Genomic DNA, 18,745 nt, shown 5'->3' with positions numbered 1-18,745 from the left:
CCCCTCGCGACAGCTTTGCCTCAAACAATAAAAACAAGAGGGAGCAACAGATGATCCGGACTCAAACCAGCGTGTTGTTGAGCGGCGGCCTGCTGGCCGCATCGCAAGCCATGGCCGGCGATTTATTGCTGTGGCAGACCAACAGCCTGAGCTACCTGTACGGCAAGAATTTTGCGATCAATCCGTCGATCCAGCAGACGGTGACGTTCGAGCACGCCGACAAGTGGAAGTACGGCGACAACTTCCTGTTCGTCGACAAGATCTTCTACAACGGCCAGGAAGACCGCAACAAAGGCCCCCACGCGTTCTACGGCGAATTCAGCCCGCGCCTGTCGTTCGGCAAGATCTTCGACAGGAAGCTGGAGTTCGGCCCAATCAAGGACGTGCTGCTGGCCATGACCTACGAGTACGGCGAAGGCGACAGCGAGGCCTATCTGATCGGCCCCGGCTTCGACCTCAAGGTGCCGGGCTTCAACTATTTCACCCTGAATTTCTATCGCCGCCAGACCGAAGGCCCGCGCCCCGGCGACGGCGTCTGGCAGATCACCCCCGGCTGGTCCTACAGCATTCCCGTGGGCAATTCCGACCTGCTGATCGACGGCTATCTGGACTGGGTGGTCGACAACGACCAGAACTCCCGCGGCACCTATCACGCCAACCTGCACATCAACCCGCAGATCAAATACGACCTGGGCAAAGCCCTCGGCTGGGGTGAAAAGCAGGTGTACGTCGGCACCGAATACAGCTACTGGAAAAACAAATACGGCGTCGAAAGCACCCACAGTTTCGACACCAACCAGAACACCGCCAGCCTGCTGGTGAAGGTGCACTTCTAAGATGACCCGCAACCGTGCCCCCTACCTGTCGTCGGTGCTCTGTTGCGGGGCACTTGAGGCCTGGCCGTTGAGTCAGTATTCTCCGCGGCCTCCTGAATTCGGTCTAAAAAAAAGCCCGAATTTAATTCCTGACCGAAAAGCCAACTTATCCCGGCCGCGGTCAGTACCGAGGCATCCCGAAAACACGCTCAATCGACTGTTTTTCAGCAGCCGACGGGCGTTTTTTTGCTTTTCGAAAAGCCTTGGCTCAGCTCTTGCTAACAGCATGAAAGCTGACCGGATGGATGATTTTTTGCAGCAACGAAAAAAGGCGCCACACCAGAGCGCCGACTTAAAAAAATAAACGTGGAACACCTACTTTGGGAGCAACCGAATGAAACGTATGTGCACCAGCCTGATGCTTGCGGGATCGCTGCTGGCAGGGGGTCAGGCCATGGCCGACGGCCTGCTGCAATGGCAGAACAACAGCCTGACCTATCTCTATGGCAAGGACTTCCAGGTCAACCCGCGCATTCAGCAGACCGTCACCTTCGAGCACGCCGATGCCTGGAAATACGGCGACAACTTCCTGTTCATCGACAAGATTTTCTACAACGGCAAGCCTGATGGCGGTGTCGGCAACAACACCTACTACGGCGAATTCAGCCCTCGCCTGTCGCTTGGCAAAATCTTCGACCAGAAGCTCGAACTCGGCCCGGTCAAGGATGTGCTGGTGGCCATGACCTACGAATTTGGTGAAGGCGACGTCGAGTCGTACCTGATCGGCCCAGGCTTCGACCTGGCGATCCCGGGCTTCGACTACTTCCAGCTGAACTTCTACCAGCGCCACACCGAAGGTTCCCGCGCCGGTGACAACGTCTGGCAGATCACCCCGGTCTGGTCCTACACGATTCCGGTCGGTGACTCGAACATCCTGATCGACGGCTTCATGGACTGGGTGGTCGACAACGACTCCAACGCCAAAGGCGATTACCACGCCAACCTGCACTTCAATCCACAAATCAAATACGACCTGGGCAAAGCGCTGAGCATTGGCGAGAAGCAGTTGTATGTGGGTGTCGAGTACGACTATTGGTCGGACAAGTACGGGATCAAGGACAGCCAGTATTTCAAGACCGATCAGAGCACCACGAGCTTCCTGGTGAAGTTCCACTTCTGATCATGCTGCAGATGGCGCCCTCCCGGGCGCCATCGTTCTCAGGCCGGGACCAGCGCCTCGCCAATCCCTAGAAACCGGCACAGCTCATCGCGCTTGGCCAGGGCATCGCGCCGCCCAAGGTCGATCAATTCGCTGCAATACCCCGCCTCGAACAGCAAGTAGCTCAACACCCCTGCCCCGCTCGTCTTGGTCGCTCCCGGCCCACGCAGAAACAACCGCAACGCCGCCGGCAATTCCTGACGATGCCGTGCCGCGATTTCATCGATCGGCTGACTCGGCGAAATCACCAGCACCTCCACTGGCGCCACACCCAGCGCGCGGGTCGGCGTGCCTTCGGGCATCAGACGGCTGAACTGGTTCAGGCGCTGAAGCAACTCGATATCGCCTTCCAGGCTGTCAATGAACGTACTGTTGAGCATGTGCCCGCCGATCTGCGCCAGCGTCGGCTGCTGTCCGGTGTAGGTGCGCTCCAGCGGTTGCGTCGGATCGAAACCGCGCGGGTTGCCGCTGACGCCCACCACCAGCACCCGGCTTGCACCCAGGTGCAGCGCCGGGCTGATCGGCGCCGATTGCCGCACCGCGCCATCGCCGAAATATTCATCGCCGATCTTCACCGGCGCGAACAACAGCGGGATCGCCGAACTGGCCAGCAAGTGCTCCACCGACAACTGCGTCGGCACACCGATGCGCCGATGACGCAGCCATGAGTCGATGGTGCCGCCGCCCTGATAGAAGGTCACGGCTTGCCCGGACTCGTAGCCGAACGCCGTCACCGCCACCGCGTGCAATTGCTTGCGGGCGATGGACTCGGCGATGCCGGGCAGGTGCAGTTTTTCGTTGAGCAGATGACGCAGCGGCGAACTGTTGAGCAGCGCCACCGGCATTTGCCGGCCCATGCCCAACAGGCTGTGACTGACGAAACGACTGGCCTGGCGGATCACCCCCGGCCAGTCGCTGCGCAACACGCGATGGCTGCGAAAGCCTTGCCAGAACAGCGTCAGGCGTTCGATAGCGGCGCGAAAATCAGTCGCGCCACTGGCCAGGCTGACCGCGTTGATCGCCCCGGCCGAGGTGCCGACGATCACCGGAAACGGATTATCCGCGCCCAGCGGCAGCAATTCGGCAATCGCCGCCAGCACCCCCACCTGATACGCCGCCCGAGCCCCGCCGCCGGAAAGAATCAAACCTGTGACCGGTTCAGCTGGGCTCATCGCAACGCTCCGTGGTGCTTATGGGGATGGGTCAATCAAACGCGTTTGGCGTACAGCTTCGGCTCGCCCGGAGGCCGACTCTTGAAACGCCGGTGTGCCCACAAGTATTGCTCGGGGCACTCACGCAACACACTTTCGACCCACTGATTGATGCGAATGCAATCTTCTTCTTCGGTCTCGCCCGGGAAACCTTCCAGCGGCGGATGAATCACCAGACGATAACCGCTGCCGTCGGCCAGACGCTCCTGAGTGAACGGCACCACGAGTGCCTTGCCCAGACGGGCGAACTTGCTGGTGGCAGTCACGGTGGCGGCCTGAATGCCGAACAACGGCACGAAGATGCTTTGCTTGGCGCCGTAGTCCTGATCCGGTGCGTACCAGATCGCCCGGCCTGCGCGCAGCAATTTGAGCATGCCGCGCACGTCGTCACGTTCCACCGCCAGCGAATCAAGATTGTGCCGCTCGCGGCCCTGACGCTGGACGAAGTCGAACAGCGGGTTCTTGTGTTCGCGGTACATGCCGTCGATGGTGTGCTGCTGGCCGAGCAGCGCCGCGCCGATTTCCAGGGTGGTGAAATGCACCGCCATCAGAATCACGCCCTTGCCTTCGCGCTGGGCCTTTTGTAGATGCTCCAGGCCTTCGACGTGAGCCAGTTTCGCCAGGCGCTGACGCGACCACCACCAGCTCATCGCCATTTCAAAGAAGGCGATGCCGGTGGAGGCGAAGTTTTCCTTGAGCAGGCGCTTGCGTTCGGCGGCGGACTTTTCCGGGAAACACAGCTCCAGATTGCGCTTGGCGATGCGCCGCCGGTCGCCGGCGAAGCGATACATCAGGGCACCAAGAAAACGACCGATGGCCAGCAAGGCCGGATACGGCAGCTGCACGATCAGCCACAACAGCCCAAGGCCGCACCAGAGCGGCCAGAAGCGTGGGGCAAGAAATGCTTTTCGAAAACGCGGGCGATCCATTAAAGCTTCCGTAAATACAGTGGCCGCGCATTCTACATCGTTCGACCCGGCTTGCGGCCTGCGGGCGTTCTCGTTATAAGTCTCGGCACTTTTAGTGACAAGCCGTTGTATGCCGACATGAGCCAAACCGAACCGAAAGACCAAGATCCCGTGTTCCAGCTGAAGGGCAGCATGCTCGCCATTACAGTGCTGGAGCTGTCCCGCAACGACCTGGACAGCCTCGATCGGCAATTGGCCGCCAAAGTCGCCCAGGCACCGAATTTCTTCAGCAACGCGCCGCTGGTTCTGGCGCTGGACAAACTCCCGCCAAGCGAAGGTGCCGTCGACCTGCCGGGCCTGATGCGCGTGTGCCGTCAGCACGGCCTGCGCACCCTGGCGATCCGCGCCAGCCGCATCGAAGACATCGCCGCTGCCATCGCCATCGACATCCCGGTGCTGCCGCCGTCCGGCGCCCGCGAGCGACCGTTGGAAACTGCCGAACCTGTTGCACCGAAGAAGCCGGAAAAGCCACCGGAGCCAGCCGTCAAACCGACCCGCGTCATCACCACGCCAGTACGTGGTGGCCAACAGATATATGCCCAGGGTGGCGATCTGGTGGTGGTTTCCTCGGTCAGCCCGGGGGCGGAACTTCTCGCCGATGGCAACATCCATGTATACGGCCCGATGCGCGGTCGTGCGCTGGCCGGGGTCAAGGGCGACACCAAGGCGCGGATTTTCTGTCAGCAATTGAGCGCTGAACTGATCTCCATCGCAGGCCATTACAAGGTTTCCGAAGACCTGCGTCGCGATCCGATGTGGGGCTCGGGCGTACAGGTCAGCCTGTCGGGCGACGTGTTGAACATCATTCGGCTTTAACGGATACTGCCGCATTTTCCAAGCATCTCTAAAACGTAGCGAAAACGGCTCAAACGAAGTAGGAAAAAGGCCAAAAGCCGAATTCCAGCCAAGGCTGTCCGACTGCAGTAGTTTTCTAGAGATGTTTTTCAGGGGCTGAACAGTCCTTCTTCCTTAGGGGTGAAACACCTTGGCCAAGATTCTCGTGGTTACATCCGGCAAGGGTGGTGTGGGTAAGACCACCACCAGCGCCGCTATCGGTACCGGCCTCGCTCTGCGCGGCCACAAAACAGTGATCGTCGACTTCGACGTGGGCTTGCGTAACCTTGACCTGATCATGGGTTGCGAGCGCCGCGTGGTGTATGACTTCGTCAACGTGGTGAACGGCGAAGCCAACCTGCAACAGGCCCTGATCAAAGACAAGCGCCTGGAAAACCTCTACGTGCTGGCCGCCAGCCAGACCCGCGACAAAGACGCGCTGACCCAGGAAGGCGTGGAAAAAGTCCTGATGGAGCTCAAGGAACAATTCGAGTTCGTCGTTTGCGACTCCCCGGCGGGTATCGAAAAAGGCGCCCACCTGGCCATGTACTTCGCTGACGAAGCGATCGTCGTGACCAACCCGGAAGTGTCCTCGGTCCGTGACTCCGACCGCATGCTCGGCCTGCTGGCCAGCAAGTCCCGCCGTGCCGAAAAAGGCGAAGAGCCGATCCAGGAACACCTGCTGATCACCCGCTACCACCCGGAGCGCGTCGAAAAAGGCGAGATGCTGGGCGTTGAAGACGTCAAGGAAATCCTCGCCGTACGCCTGCTGGGCGTCATTCCGGAATCCCAGGCCGTACTCAAGGCCTCCAACCAGGGCGTACCTGTGATCCTCGATGATCAGAGCGACGCCGGCCAGGCCTACAGCGATACCGTTGATCGCCTGCTGGGCAAGGAAAAAGAACACCGGTTCCTGAATGTCGAGAAGAAGGGATTCTTCGAGCGTCTGTTTGGAGGTAGGTAATGAACCTTTTTGACTTCTTTCGTGCCAACAAAAAGCCAAGTACCGCCTCGGTCGCGAAAGAGCGTCTACAGATCATCGTGGCGCATGAACGCGGCCAGCGCAGCACCCCTGACTACCTGCCATCCTTGCAGAAGGAACTGGTGGAAGTGATCCGCAAGTACGTCAACATCGGCAACGACGACGTACACGTGGCACTGGAGAGCCAGGGCAGCTGCTCGATTCTGGAACTCAACATCACCCTGCCAGACCGCTGAGTCGATCCGGCAGGAACGACGGCGGCTCAGGGCCCTTCCGACACCGGAGGGGTCCTGAGCCGCCGTTGGCATTTGTTACGAGGCTGTTTTAATGCCGTTGTCCAACGTCCAAATCATTCATCAGGACGCCGCCGTTCTGGTGGTGAACAAACCCACCCTGTTGCTCTCCGTCCCCGGCCGGGCCGACGACAACAAGGACTGCCTGATCACCCGCCTGCAGGAAAACGGCTACCCGGAAGCGCGTATCGTCCATCGCCTGGACTGGGAAACGTCGGGGATCATTCTTCTGGCCCGCGACGCCGATACCCATCGCGAATTGTCGCGCCAGTTTCACGACCGCGAAACCGAAAAGGCCTACACCGCCCTGGCCTGGGGCCAGCCGGAACTGGACAGTGGCAGCATCGACCTGCCGTTGCGCTACGACCCGCCGACCAAACCGCGCCACGTGGTCGATCACGAACTCGGCAAGCACGCGCTGACGTTCTGGCGCGTGCTGGAGCGTTGTGGCGACTGGTGTCGCGTCGAACTCACACCGATCACCGGCCGCTCGCACCAGTTGCGCGTGCACATGCTGTCCATCGGTCACCCACTGCTCGGTGACGGACTCTATGCCCACGAACAAGCACTCGCCGCCTGGCCTCGCTTGTGCCTGCACGCGAGCATGCTCAGCTTTACGCACCCTCAAACCGGCGAACGTTTGCGCTTCGAATGCCCGGCGCCTTTCTGACTCTGCACAATGTCCCAAGCATCAGGCCGATGCGTTAAACTCCCGCCCATTGCTGTCTGGAGCTTCTTATGCGCGAAGAGTTGAACCAAGGCCTGATCGACTTCCTCAAGGCCTCCCCCACCCCGTTCCACGCCACCGCCAGCCTTGTTCAACGCCTGGAGGCCGCCGGTTATGTGCGCCTCGACGAGCGCGAAACCTGGCACACCGAAGCCAATGGGCGTTACTACGTCACCCGTAACGATTCCTCGATTGTCGCGATCAAGATGGGCCGCAACTCGCCGCTGCACGACGGCATCCGTCTGGTCGGCGCCCACACCGACAGCCCGTGTCTGCGGGTCAAGCCACAACCTGAACTGCAACGCCAGGGTTTCTGGCAGCTGGGCGTCGAAGTTTATGGCGGCGCACTGCTGGCACCGTGGTTTGACCGCGATCTGTCGCTGGCCGGCCGCGTCACCTTCCGTCGTGACGGCAAGGTCGAAAGCCAGCTGATCGACTTCAAGGCCCCGATCGCGATCATTCCCAACCTGGCCATTCACCTCAACCGTGAAGCCAACCAGGGCTGGGCCATCAATGCCCAGACCGAACTGCCGCCGATTCTCGCGCAGTTCGCCGGTGACGAGCGCGTGGACTTCCGCGCGGTGCTCACCGATCAACTGGCCCGCGAACACGGCCTCAACGCCGACGTGGTGCTGGATTACGAACTGAGTTTCTACGACACCCAGAGCGCAGCGGTCATCGGCCTGCACGGTGATTTCATCGCCGGCGCGCGTCTCGACAACCTGCTGTCGTGCTACGCCGGCCTGCAAGCCTTGCTGACCGCCGACACCGAAGAAACCTGCGTGCTGGTGTGCAACGACCACGAAGAAGTCGGCTCCTGCTCGGCCTGCGGCGCCGACGGCCCGATGCTGGAACAGACCCTGCGCCGTCTTTTGCCCGAAGGTGACGAATTCGTACGCACCATCCAGAAATCCCTGCTGGTCTCGGCCGACAACGCCCACGGCGTGCACCCGAACTACGCCGAGAAACACGATGCCAACCACGGCCCGAAACTCAACGCCGGCCCGGTGATCAAGGTCAACAGCAACCAACGCTACGCCACCAACAGCGAAACCGCCGGCTTCTTCCGTCATCTGTGCATGGCTGAAGAAGTGCCGGTGCAAAGCTTCGTGGTGCGCAGCGACATGGGCTGCGGCTCGACCATCGGCCCGATCACCGCCAGCCACCTGGGCGTGCGCACGGTCGACATCGGCCTGCCGACCTTCGGCATGCACTCGATCCGCGAACTGTGCGGCAGTCACGACCTGGCACACCTGGTCAAAGTGCTGAGCGCGTTCTACGCCAGTCGCGAACTGCCGTAGAACACAGCCGGGATCGCAGCTTCCGGCTGCGATCCCCCGGCCTGTAAAACCGGCTCATTTCTGATACACATCAGCACCGTCCATCGAAAACCCACCTAGACTTAAATCATTCCCTTCGACAAGGCTGTCGCCATGATCTCGATGTCTGCGTTCCACTCCATGCTCATTCCCATCCTGTGCGGAATGATTCTGCTGGCCATCGGCTTCAACTTCCGTGACAGGAACGCCGGTGTATTCGCCATGTGGATCGGCATGCTGATGATCCTGGCCACCGTGGTCTACAAGATCCTCGCCAAACTCAACGAATAAATCCGCGCCCGGCTCGCATTGAATCTGGCGGGCTCGTACACTCGCCCGATCCGCCCCTTGCGAGGTTGACCGCCTAGTGTTCGCTCGTCTTTTTGCCCTGCCCTGCCTGTTTCTCGTCTGCCTGATGACCCTGATGTCGTCGGCGCCGGCCGACGCCGCCGGTCTGCCGGGACTGCTCACGGGTTCCGGCAAGGCTCAACCCGAAGCTCAGGAACCGCTCGGCCAGTCGCTGGACGAAGTCATCAAGTCGCTGGAAAACGACAAGCAACGCGCCCAGTTGCTGACCGACCTGAAAAAACTGCGTGACGCCACGAAAAAAGCCCAGGCCAGCCCCGAGGAAGGTGTGCTGGGACTGATCGGCGGCACCCTCGCCACCTTCGAAAAACAGTTCACCGGCGCCGACAGCCCGCTCAATCGCTGGTCCGCCGAATTCGACATGGCTCAGGACGAGCTCAAAGGCCTGATGCTGCCGGCCAGTGAATGGCTGCCGATCATCTTCGCCTTCGCCGTGATCCTCGCGGTCTGGAGCCTGCTCGCCGCCGCACTGATCTGGCTCGGCCACCGGGTACGCATGCGCTTCGGCCTGACCGAAGAACTGCCGCAAAACCCGCGAGCCCTCGACATGTTGCGCTTCGCCCTGCGCAAGCTCGGGCCATGGCTGATCGCGTTGGTGATCACGGTCTACATGAGCTACGCACTGCCCTCGTCACTGGGCAAAAGCCTGGCGATGGTGCTGGCTTACGCGCTGGTGGTCGGCACGTGTTTCTCGGCGATCTGCGTGATCGCCTTCTCCGTACTCGACGGCCCGCACCGCCATCGCGCGTTGTACATCCTGCGTCACCAGGCATTCCGGCCGTTGTGGCTGATCGGCAGCTTCGCCGCCTTCGGTGAAGCCCTGAGCGATCCGCGACTGGTGGCCGGCCTCGGCGTACACCTGGCCCACACCGCAGCTACGGTTGCCAATGTCCTCGCGGCGCTGTCGACCGGCCTGTTCATCCTGCGCTTCCGCCGGCCGATCGCCCACCTGATCCGCAACCAGCCGCTATCCCGCCGCCTGACCCGCCGCGCCCTCAGCGACACCATCGAAATCCTCGGCACCTTCTGGTACGTCCCGGCGCTGGTGCTGGTGGGCATCTCCCTGTTCGCCACCTTCGTCTCCGCCGGCGACACCAGCACCGCCCTGCGCCAGTCGCTGATCTGCACCGTGCTGCTGGTGTTGTGCATGGTCATCAACGGCCTCGTCCGCCGCCACGCCCTCAAACCCCAACGCGGGCCGAAACGCCACGCGTTGTATTCCGAGCGCCTGAAAAGCTTCTTCTACACCCTCGCCCATTTGCTGGTGTGGCTGGCCTTCATCGAACTCGGCCTGCGGGTCTGGGGCATGTCACTGATCGGCTTCACCGAAGGCGAAGGCCACGACGTCAGCGTCAAACTGTTCAGCCTGATCGGCACGCTGATCTTCGCCTGGCTGATCTGGATCCTCAGCGACACCGCCGTCCACCACGCCCTCACCCGCTCCCGCAAAGGCCTGGCCAACGCCCGCGCGCAGACCATGATGCCGCTGATCCGCAACGTGCTGTTCGTGGCGATCTTCATCATCGCCCTGATCGTCGCCCTCGCGAACATGGGCATGAACGTCACGCCCCTGCTGGCCGGTGCCGGCGTGATCGGCCTGGCCATCGGTTTCGGCGCGCAGTCACTCGTAGCGGACCTGATCACCGGCCTGTTCATCATCATCGAAGACTCCCTGGCCATTGACGACTACGTCGACGTCGGCGGCCACCTCGGCACCGTCGAAGGCCTGACCATCCGCACCGTCCGCCTGCGGGACATCGACGGCATCGTCCACACCATCCCGTTCAGCGAAATCAAAAGCATCAAAAACTACTCCCGCGAATTCGGCTACGCCATCTTCCGCGTGGCCGTGCCGTTCAACATGAGCATCGACGAAGCCATCAAACTGATGCGCGACGTCGGCCAGAAAATGCGCACCGACCCACTGCAACGACGCAACATCTGGTCACCGCTGGAGTTTCAAGGCGTGGAAAGCTTCGAATCCGGCAACGCGATACTGCGCGCAAGGTTCAAGACTGCACCGATCAAACAGTGGGAAGTTTCACGGGCGTTCAATCTGTCGCTGAAACGGCACTTGGATGAAGCCGGCCTGGACCTCGCGACACCGAGGATGAATGTGCAAGTGATCACCGCAGGCGGTGGTGGCCAGACTCAGGAATAGCCCAACCTCCCCACCACTCACCACGATGAGCGTTAGCTCGAGTACCGCTTTTGACGTGCCGGCCCCATCGGAAGGCTGAGTGGAGGGATTCATCCGGGGGTGGGAGCGCAGCGACCGTGCGGCGCAGCCGCATGCATCGAGAGGAGGTGCAGCGAAGCAAACCGTAGGCGATGCCCCCGGATAAATCCCGGAGCGAAGGGACGCCGAGCCTCAGCGAGGTGCCGAACGCAGGGGCCAAGCCTTTTGCTTACTTTTCGGCGTCTGGAAAAGTGAGCCGCTGTAAGAGCGGAACCGCCAGCCGCAACACCCGAAGCAACGGATATGTACACAGTCAACCCAAAACCTGATCGGCCCAGCGGCCGCCAAGGTCAAACCACATCAACCCCAACGTGAATCGCATCATGCCGCCAAAACTCCAGATCACAATCAATCAACCGCCCAGCCTGATCATAATTGACCCGAGCAATCCTCAACCCCGGACTCCCCACCGAAACCCGCAACGCCGCCGCCGCATCGACCGATAAAGACGTAGGCACAATCTCGAACCGCACCCGCCCATAATGCAAATCGTAATGCCGCGCATACAGCTCGGTAATCGACTGATTCAAATCAAACTCCAGAATCCCCGGAAAAAACTGCGGATTCAGATAATGCTCCACATACAACACCAGCCGCCCATCGATCCGCCGCGACCGGCATATCTGAATCACGCTCGACAACGCCGGCAACTGCAACCACGCACAGACCGCCGCTGACGCTGGCTGCAACCGCGCCGAAATCACCTCGGTCGACGGCACCCGCCCCTGCGCACTGACCATCGCGTGAAAGTGACTGCGCTGCATCAGGTTGTAAGCCAGACGCGGCGGCGACACGAACCAGCCCCGCCGCTCCTCGCGATAAATCTGCCCTTGCGCCTCCAGTTGCAACAAGGCTTCCCGTACCGTAATCCGCGTCGTGCCGAACAGCTCACTGAGCTTGCGCTCGGCCGGCAACTTGCTCCCCGCCGCCAGCAACCCGTGGTCGAGCTGCTCCTGAAGGATCTGGCCAATCGCTGTCACCGCTTTTGTTGCCTCATCGCGCATCAACGTTACCTATCTGGACTAGACCAGCACTGTTTCGGGGCAAAACTGCACAGCAATCGCGCCGTTTGGTTGTGTTGCAAGCCTAGGCAGTGCAGATGACCGAGAGATGACAAAACTACCGAACGGTCGTCCTGACAACTTGCAATACATCGGCCAAGTCCCTTGCCCACCGGGACTTTGCGGGTGGTCTACGCTTACCGGGCAGCCGTCGATACCGGAGAAATAAAACGCGGGTCGGGTATCCGCCGACATCAAAGTGTCATCCAGCCCCCCTACATTGGCTCAGGTATTGCTGACCTAGACCAACACAAACCGCAATCGCAGCGTTGAACACGACCAAGGAGCTTCGGAATGAAACAGCTTTTCCTGGCAACACTGTTAGGCTCGACCATTGCCATGTGCACCGCCGCCATGGCGGCTGATGATCTGAAAACCCTCGAAGCCGCTGCGAAAGCGGAAGGCGCCGTGAACAGCGTCGGCATGCCCGATGACTGGGCCAACTGGAAAGGCACCTGGGAAGACCTGGCCAAGAACTACGGCCTGAAACACATCGACACCGACATGAGCTCGGCCCAGGAAATCGCCAAGTTCGCCGCTGAAAAAGACAACGCCACCGCCGACATCGGCGACGTCGGCGCGGCCTTCGGCCCGATCGCCGTCAAGCAAGGTGTGGTGCAACCGTACAAGCCGACCACCTGGGATCAGGTGCCTGCATGGGCCAAGGACAAGGACGGCAACTGGGCACTGGCCTACACCGGCACCATCGCCTTCATCGTCAACAAGAAACTGCTGCACGGCTCCGAAGTACCGACCAAATGGGCTGACCTCAAGGGCGGCAAATACAAGGTCTCCATCGGTGACGTGAGCACCGCGGCCCAGGCTGCCAACGGCGTACTCGCCGCTGCGCTGGCCAACGGCGGCGACGAGAAAAACCTCCAGCCTGCCCTGCTGCTGTTCGCAGACATCGCCAAGCAGGGTCGCCTGTCGATGGCCAACCCGACCATCGCCACCATGGAAAAAGGCGAGATCGAAGTCGGCGTGGTCTGGGACTTCAACGGCCTGAGCTACAAGGCCAAGATGGCCAACCCGGATGACTACGTGGTGCTGATCCCGTCCGACGGCTCGGTGATTTCCGGCTACACCACCATCATCAACAAATACGCGAAGAACCCGAACGCCGCCAAGCTGACCCGCGAATACATCTTCAGCGACGCCGGCCAGACCAACCTCGCCCGTGGCAACGCCCGCCCGATCCGCGCCGAACACCTGACCCTGCCGGAAGACGTGAAAGCCAAACTGCTGCCGAACGAGCAGTACAAGAAAGTCACGCCGATCAAGGACGCCGATGCGTGGGAAAAAACCTCCAAGGCCCTGCCGCAGAAGTGGAACGAAGAAGTCATCGTCGAGATGAAATAAAGCGGCTGATCACCCTTTTGTGATCTGCTGAAGATCCAAATGTGGGAGCGGGCTTGCTCGCGAATGCGGTGGATCAGTCAAAAAATTATCGACTGACACTCCGCTTTCGCGAGCAAGCCCGCTCCCACAGGGGGATCCGGGTTGAACCTGAATTTTCTGTTTCGCGGAGTTTTTGCCCCTATGAAGCACACCGTCATCCTTGTCGTGCTCGACGGCCTCAACTACGAGGTCGCGCGTCACGCCATGGGGCATCTGCAGGCTTATGTCGGCGCAGGACGCGCCGCGCTCTACCAGTTGGAGTGCGAGCTGCCGGCCCTGTCCCGACCGCTTTATGAATGCATCCTCACCGGCGTGCCACCGATCGACAGCGGCATCGTCCACAACAACGTCTCGCGCCTGTCCAATCAGCGCAGCATCTATCACTACGCCCGCGATGCCGGTCTGAAAACCGCCGCTGCGGCGTACCACTGGGTCAGTGAGCTCTACAACCGCTCGCCGTTCGTGGCAGCACGGGATCGGCATACCGATGACCCGACGCTACCGATCCAGCATGGCCACTTCTACTGGAACGATCACTATCCGGACTCGCACCTGTTCGCCGACGCCGAAAACCTGCGCCTGCGCCATGCCCCGGATTTTCTGCTGATCCATCCGATGAACATCGACGACGCCGGGCACAAGCACGGCCTCGACACCCCGCAATACCGCAACAGCGCACGCAGCGCCGACATCATCCTCGCCGACTACCTGCAAGGCTGGCTCGACGCCGGTTGCCAGGTGCTGGTGACCGCCGACCACGGCATGAACAACGACCGCTCGCACAACGGCCTGCTGCCGGAAGAACGTCAGGTGCCGTTGTTCGTACTCGGTGACGCCTTCAGCCTGAACACCGACGCCACGCCGAAGCAGACCGACATCTGCGGCACCGTCTGCGAACTGCTCGGCGTGCCCCATGACAAACCTGTGTGCCGGGAGTTGCTCAAGTGAACTCAATGACTCGCGGTAAATGGCTGGCCGCCCTGTGCCTGGTGCCTTTCGCACTGTTCTTTATCGTGTTCGAAATCGCCCCGCTGATCTGGGTGATGATCAACAGCCTGCAATCGGAAGAATTCGGTTGGGGCTTTGCCAACTTCAGCAAGATCTTCAATTCGAAGTTCTATCTGCAGGCGATCCAGTACAGCCTCGAAATCAGTTTCTGGTCGAGTGTGTTCGGCATCATCATCGCGGTGCTGGGCGCCTACTCCCTGCGCCGGGTCGATTCGAAGCTGCGCAACTTCGTCAACGCCTTCGCCAACATGACCAGCAACTTCGCCGGCGTGCCTCTGGCCTTCGCGTTCATCATCCTGCTCGGCTTCAACGGCAGCATCACCATCATGTTGAAGCAGGCCGGGATCATCGAGGACTTCAACCTGTACTCGAAAACCGGGTTGATCATCCTCTACACCTACTTCCAGATTCCCCTCGGCGTGTTGCTGCTGTACCCGGCATTCGACGCCCTGCGTGAAGACTGGCGTGAATCCGCCGCACTGCTCGGCGCTGACGGCTGGCAGTTCTGGCGTCACATCGGCCTGCCGGTGCTGACCCCGGCCCTGCTCGGCACCTTCGTGATCCTGCTGGCCAACGCCCTCGGCGCCTATGCCACGGTCTACGCGCTGACCACCGGCAACTTCAACGTATTGCCGATCCGCATTGCGGCGATGGTGTCCGGCGACATTTCTCTCGATCCGAACCTGGCCAGTGCCCTGGCCGTGGTGCTGGTGGCGCTGATGACCCTGGTGACCGTCGTGCATCAACTGCTGCTGAAGAGGAGCTACCATGTCTCGCGCTGAATCCGGTCCGACCGGCGTCTACCACCGCGTCGTGGTCTATCTGCTGTTCGCTATCCTGCTGCTGCCGCTGGTGGGCACACTGATTTACTCGATCGCCAGCAGTTGGTCGGCCACCATCCTGCCCAGCGGTTTCACCTTCAAGTGGTACATCCAGCTGTGGAGCGATCCGCGCTTTCTGCACGCCTTCGGCCAATCGCTGCTGGTGTGCGTCGGCGCGCTGATTCTGTCGGTGGTGCTGATCCTGCCGCTGCTGTTCGTGGTGCATTACCACTTCCCGAAACTCGATGCGCTGATGAACATCCTGATCCTGCTGCCCTTCGCGGTGCCGCCGGTGGTGTCGTCGGTGGGCCTGTTGCAACTCTACGGTTCCGGGCCGTTTGCGATGGTCGGAACACCGTGGATCCTGATCGGTTGCTACTTCACCGTGGCGCTGCCGTTCATGTACCGGGCGATCACCAACAACCTGCAAGCGATCAACCTGCGCGACCTGATGGACGCCGCCCAACTGCTCGGCGCCAGCACTTTTCAGGCAGCCTTCCTGGTGGTGCTGCCGAACCTGCGCAAAGGCCTGATGGTCGCGTTGCTGCTGTCGTTCTCGTTCCTGTTCGGTGAGTTCGTGTTCGCCAACATCCTGGTCGGCACCCGCTACGAAACCCTGCAGGTCTACCTCAACAACATGCGCAACAGCAGTGGCCACTTCACCAGCGCACTGGTGATCTCCTACTTCTTTTTCGTGCTGGTCCTGACCTGGGTCGCCAACATCTTGAACAAGGACAAAAGCGAATGAGCTATGTCAGCGTCCAACACCTGCAAAAAAACTACGCGGGCACCACGGTGTTCAGCGACATCAACTGCGAAATCCAGAAGGGTGAATTCGTCACCCTGCTCGGCCCGTCCGGTTGCGGCAAATCCACCCTGCTGCGTTGCATCGCCGGTCTGACGCCAGTGGATGGCGGCAAGATTCTGCTCGATGGCGTCGATATCGTGCCGCTCACCCCGCAGAAACGCGGGATCGGCATGGTGTTCCAGAGCTACGCGCTGTTCCCCAACATGACCGTCGAACAGAACGTCGCCTTCGGTTTGCGCATGCAAAAGGTCAACGCCGACGACAGCCACAAGCGGGTTGCCGAAGTGTTGAAACTGGTTGAACTCAACGATTTCGCCAGTCGCTATCCGCATCAACTGTCCGGTGGTCAGTGCCAGCGTGTCGCCCTCGCCCGCTCGCTGGTCACCCGTCCGCGCCTGTTGCTGCTGGATGAACCGCTGTCGGCCCTCGACGCGCGGATTCGCAAACACCTGCGCGAACAGATCCGTCAGATCCAGCGCGAACTCGGCCTGACCACGATCTTCGTCACACACGATCAGGAAGAAGCCCTGACCATGTCTGACCGGATTTTCCTGATGAATCAGGGAAAGATCGTACAGAGCGGCGATGCCGAAACCCTCTACACCGCGCCGGTCGACGTGTTCGCCGCCGGCTTCATCGGCAACTACAACCTGCTGGATGCCGAGAGTGCGTCGAAGCTGTTGCAGCGGCCGATCAACCACCGCATCGCGATTCGCCCGGAGGCTATCGAGCTGAGCCTAAACGGTGAGCCCGACGCACAAATCCGCAGCCACAGCCTGCTGGGCAACGTGATTCGCTACCGCGTCGAAGCCCGGGGCGTGGAACTGGTGGTGGATGTGCTCAACCGCTCGGCGGCGGATCTGCATCCCGACGGTCAGCGCCTGTCACTTTCCATCGATCCCACCGCCCTGTGTGAGGTAGCCTGATGACTTTGCTGACACCCAAGAGGGAACTGAACTGATGGCCCTGGCAATTTTTGATCTGGACGAAACCCTGATCCACGGCGACTGCGCCACCCTCTGGAGCGAGCAGATGGGGCGCCTGGGCTGGGTCGATCCCGAGTCGTTCATGCGCAGGAACAACGAGCTGATGGACGCCTACAGCCATGGCAAGTTGCGCATGGAAGACTACATGGACTTCAGCCTCGAACCGCTGATCGGCCGCACCCCGGAAGAAGTCGAGCATCTGGTCGGGCCGTGGGTGGAAGACTTCATCGAACCGATCATCTTCAGCGATGCCACCAAAACCATCGCCGCCCACCGCAAGGCCGGTGACCGGATTCTGGTGATCTCGGCCTCGGGCACGCACCTGGTCAAACCTATTGCCGAACGGCTGGGCATCGATGAGGTGCTGGGGATCGAACTGGAAGTGGCGCATGGCGTGTACAGCGGCCACACCGTGGGCACCCTGACCTACCGCGAAGGCAAGATCACCCGCTTGCTGGAATGGCTGGACGCCGAAGAGGAAAACCTTGAGGGCGCGAGTTTCTACTCCGACTCACGCAATGATCTGCCGCTGCTGCTGAAGGTGGATTACCCGCATGTGGTCAATCCGGATCCGGTGTTACGCGAGCAGGCCGAAAAATCCGGCTGGCCGATTCACCTCTGGAAGTAAGCGATTGTCCTGTGGGAGCAGCCCTGCTCCCACAAGCATCGATGATCAGCTCAGGCTTTCGTCGATCACCAGTACCAGCTTCCCTGCCACGGTGTTGCTCGCCAGCTCGGCGAACGCTGCCTCGGCATCCTTGACCGGGAACGCCTTGGCCAGTTGCGGCTTCAAGCGCCCTTCGGAAAACAGTGGCCACACGTGCTGGCTCAGATCGCTGAACAGGTCAGCCTTGAACTGATCGTCACGGCTGCGCAGGGTCGAACCCAGCAGTTGCACGCGCTTGGCCAATACCTGGGCCAGATCCAGTTTTGCCTCGCGGCCGCCCATCAGGCCGATCAGCACCCAGCGGCCGTCCTGAGCCATCAACTTGAGGTTCAACGCCGAATAGTTGCCGCCCACCGGATCCAGAATCACATCGAACGGCCCGAAATCCCGCAGGCTTTCCAGATCGTCGGTGCGAACCACCCCGCCCTGTGCACCCAGCGATTCGCAGTAGGCCAGTCGCTCAGCCGAGCCGACGCTGACCCAGCATGGATTGCCGAAAGCCTTGCACAGTTGAATGGCGGCTGAGCCGATGCCACTGGCCCCGGCATGCAGAAGAACTTTCTCACCCGGTTTGAGCGCCGCAAGTTGAAACACATTCAGCCAGACGGTCGCGTACACCTCGGGCAAGGCAGCGGCCTCAATCAGCGATACACCTTCCGGAACCGGCAGCACATGCCGTCCGTCGACGACCACCTCTTGCGCCATCCCGCCCCCGGCCAGCAAGGCGCAGACCCGGTCACCAACCTGCCAGGACGAGCCTGCGCCGACCTCGCAGATCACCCCGGAACACTCAAGACCCAGCACCTGGCTGGCACCCGGAGGGGGTGGATAAAGTCCGGCTTTCTGTAATAAATCCGCGCGATTGAGGCCCGCTGCCGCCACTCGGATGCGAACTTGTCCTACATCACATGTAGGACTTGGTTCATCAACCCATGCCACTTGACCTTCAACGCCTTGCAATGCCTTCACAGTGCCTCCATAGTGAGTCTGGACTGAGCCCGAAGCTGTAGCGCCGGGCTTTTT

At 60.8% G+C, this 18,745-nt stretch carries 20 protein-coding genes; 16 read left to right on the top strand and 4 right to left on the bottom strand.

The annotated features are described in order from the left end of the window. The first annotated feature begins 50 nt into the window (after positions 1 to 50). From KJY40_RS09875 to KJY40_RS09865, 3 genes are read left to right on the top strand one after another with little or no spacing between them, the layout of a single operon-like run. Positions 51 to 836 (top strand): outer membrane protein OmpK, encoded by a 786-nt coding sequence (locus KJY40_RS09875; protein WP_230736442.1) that lies wholly within the window; start codon positions 51 to 53, stop codon positions 834 to 836. Position 837: 1 nt separating this feature from the next. Further along, positions 838 to 1,179: a hypothetical protein gene (locus KJY40_RS09870; protein ID WP_230736440.1), complete on the top strand. Its 342-nt coding sequence runs from the start codon at positions 838 to 840 to the stop codon at positions 1,177 to 1,179. 30 nt (positions 1,180 to 1,209) lie between these two features. After that, on the top strand, positions 1,210 to 1,995 hold the full coding sequence (locus KJY40_RS09865) for an outer membrane protein OmpK (RefSeq protein ID WP_230736439.1): 786 nt from the start codon (positions 1,210 to 1,212) through the stop codon (positions 1,993 to 1,995). Positions 1,996 to 2,033: 38 nt separating this feature from the next. On the opposite strand, the gene KJY40_RS09860 is transcribed toward KJY40_RS09865, so the two are convergent. Both KJY40_RS09860 and KJY40_RS09855 read right to left on the bottom strand, forming a co-directional pair. Continuing rightward, positions 2,034 to 3,206 (bottom strand): patatin-like phospholipase family protein, encoded by a 1,173-nt coding sequence (locus tag KJY40_RS09860; protein ID WP_230736437.1) that lies wholly within the window; start codon positions 3,204 to 3,206, stop codon positions 2,034 to 2,036. A 35-nt stretch (positions 3,207 to 3,241) separates the two neighbouring features. Beyond that, positions 3,242 to 4,174, bottom strand: a complete 933-nt coding sequence (locus tag KJY40_RS09855; RefSeq protein ID WP_230736435.1) for a lipid A biosynthesis lauroyl acyltransferase — start codon at positions 4,172 to 4,174, stop codon at positions 3,242 to 3,244. Between the two features lie 117 nt (positions 4,175 to 4,291). On the opposite strand from KJY40_RS09855, the gene minC reads away from it, so the two are divergent. The 7 genes from minC to KJY40_RS09820 all read left to right on the top strand — a co-directional run bounded on the left by minC (position 4,292) and on the right by KJY40_RS09820 (position 10,895). Then, positions 4,292 to 5,029, top strand: a complete 738-nt coding sequence (minC, locus tag KJY40_RS09850; protein WP_230736433.1) for a septum site-determining protein MinC — start codon at positions 4,292 to 4,294, stop codon at positions 5,027 to 5,029. A gap of 169 nt (positions 5,030 to 5,198) precedes the next feature. Then, the gene (gene minD / locus KJY40_RS09845) at positions 5,199 to 6,011 is read left to right on the top strand and encodes a septum site-determining protein MinD (protein WP_085690474.1); all 813 of its coding nucleotides are present in this window, start codon (positions 5,199 to 5,201) and stop codon (positions 6,009 to 6,011) included. Then, positions 6,011 to 6,265 (top strand): cell division topological specificity factor MinE, encoded by a 255-nt coding sequence (gene minE, locus KJY40_RS09840; protein ID WP_007960071.1) that lies wholly within the window; start codon positions 6,011 to 6,013, stop codon positions 6,263 to 6,265. Before minD ends, minE begins: the two co-directional genes overlap by 1 nt. Before the next feature lie 91 nt (positions 6,266 to 6,356). Continuing rightward, on the top strand, positions 6,357 to 6,992 hold the full coding sequence (locus tag KJY40_RS09835) for an RluA family pseudouridine synthase (protein ID WP_230736431.1): 636 nt from the start codon (positions 6,357 to 6,359) through the stop codon (positions 6,990 to 6,992). 68 nt (positions 6,993 to 7,060) lie between these two features. Continuing rightward, complete coding sequence (locus KJY40_RS09830; RefSeq protein ID WP_230736429.1) at positions 7,061 to 8,350, top strand: M18 family aminopeptidase; 1,290 nt, start codon at positions 7,061 to 7,063, stop codon at positions 8,348 to 8,350. 132 nt (positions 8,351 to 8,482) lie between these two features. Then, the gene (locus KJY40_RS09825; protein ID WP_230736426.1) at positions 8,483 to 8,659 is read left to right on the top strand and encodes a hypothetical protein; all 177 of its coding nucleotides are present in this window, start codon (positions 8,483 to 8,485) and stop codon (positions 8,657 to 8,659) included. A 76-nt stretch (positions 8,660 to 8,735) separates the two neighbouring features. Next, the gene (locus KJY40_RS09820) at positions 8,736 to 10,895 is read left to right on the top strand and encodes a mechanosensitive ion channel family protein (RefSeq protein WP_230736424.1); all 2,160 of its coding nucleotides are present in this window, start codon (positions 8,736 to 8,738) and stop codon (positions 10,893 to 10,895) included. Positions 10,896 to 11,263: 368 nt separating this feature from the next. Here KJY40_RS09820 and KJY40_RS09815 read toward each other — a convergent pair whose 3' ends face one another. Further along, positions 11,264 to 11,977, bottom strand: a complete 714-nt coding sequence (locus KJY40_RS09815) for a UTRA domain-containing protein (protein WP_085701120.1) — start codon at positions 11,975 to 11,977, stop codon at positions 11,264 to 11,266. Positions 11,978 to 12,328: 351 nt separating this feature from the next. Between KJY40_RS09815 and KJY40_RS09810 the strand changes: the two genes are divergently transcribed. The 6 genes from KJY40_RS09810 to KJY40_RS09785 all read left to right on the top strand — a co-directional run bounded on the left by KJY40_RS09810 (position 12,329) and on the right by KJY40_RS09785 (position 17,683). Continuing rightward, positions 12,329 to 13,393: an ABC transporter substrate-binding protein gene (locus tag KJY40_RS09810; protein ID WP_230736423.1), complete on the top strand. Its 1,065-nt coding sequence runs from the start codon at positions 12,329 to 12,331 to the stop codon at positions 13,391 to 13,393. 180 nt (positions 13,394 to 13,573) lie between these two features. Next, positions 13,574 to 14,380, top strand: a complete 807-nt coding sequence (locus KJY40_RS09805) for an alkaline phosphatase family protein (protein ID WP_102688264.1) — start codon at positions 13,574 to 13,576, stop codon at positions 14,378 to 14,380. A gap of 5 nt (positions 14,381 to 14,385) precedes the next feature. Beyond that, the gene (locus tag KJY40_RS09800; protein ID WP_197869673.1) at positions 14,386 to 15,222 is read left to right on the top strand and encodes an ABC transporter permease; all 837 of its coding nucleotides are present in this window, start codon (positions 14,386 to 14,388) and stop codon (positions 15,220 to 15,222) included. Further along, the gene (locus tag KJY40_RS09795) at positions 15,209 to 16,009 is read left to right on the top strand and encodes an ABC transporter permease (RefSeq protein WP_230736421.1); all 801 of its coding nucleotides are present in this window, start codon (positions 15,209 to 15,211) and stop codon (positions 16,007 to 16,009) included. Before KJY40_RS09800 ends, KJY40_RS09795 begins: the two co-directional genes overlap by 14 nt. Beyond that, the gene (locus KJY40_RS09790; RefSeq protein ID WP_007960200.1) at positions 16,006 to 16,995 is read left to right on the top strand and encodes an ABC transporter ATP-binding protein; all 990 of its coding nucleotides are present in this window, start codon (positions 16,006 to 16,008) and stop codon (positions 16,993 to 16,995) included. The genes KJY40_RS09795 and KJY40_RS09790 overlap by 4 nt, the downstream gene beginning before the upstream one ends. A gap of 34 nt (positions 16,996 to 17,029) precedes the next feature. Further along, positions 17,030 to 17,683 carry an HAD family hydrolase gene (locus tag KJY40_RS09785; RefSeq protein ID WP_230736419.1) on the top strand — a complete coding sequence of 218 codons (654 nt, stop codon included), beginning with the start codon at positions 17,030 to 17,032 and terminating at the stop codon, positions 17,681 to 17,683. A gap of 45 nt (positions 17,684 to 17,728) precedes the next feature. Here KJY40_RS09785 and KJY40_RS09780 read toward each other — a convergent pair whose 3' ends face one another. Continuing rightward, a complete protein-coding gene (locus KJY40_RS09780; RefSeq protein ID WP_230736417.1) occupies positions 17,729 to 18,691 on the bottom strand; it encodes a zinc-binding dehydrogenase in 963 nt (320 codons plus the stop codon). Positions 18,692 to 18,745 lie beyond the last annotated feature (54 nt).

Origin of the sequence: Pseudomonas fitomaticsae (assembly GCF_021018765.1) — a bacterium.
Lineage (GTDB): Bacteria > Pseudomonadota > Gammaproteobacteria > Pseudomonadales > Pseudomonadaceae > Aquipseudomonas > Aquipseudomonas fitomaticsae.
Note: the sequence above shows the minus strand (reverse complement) of the source record. Positions and strands in the feature narration are given on the sequence as shown.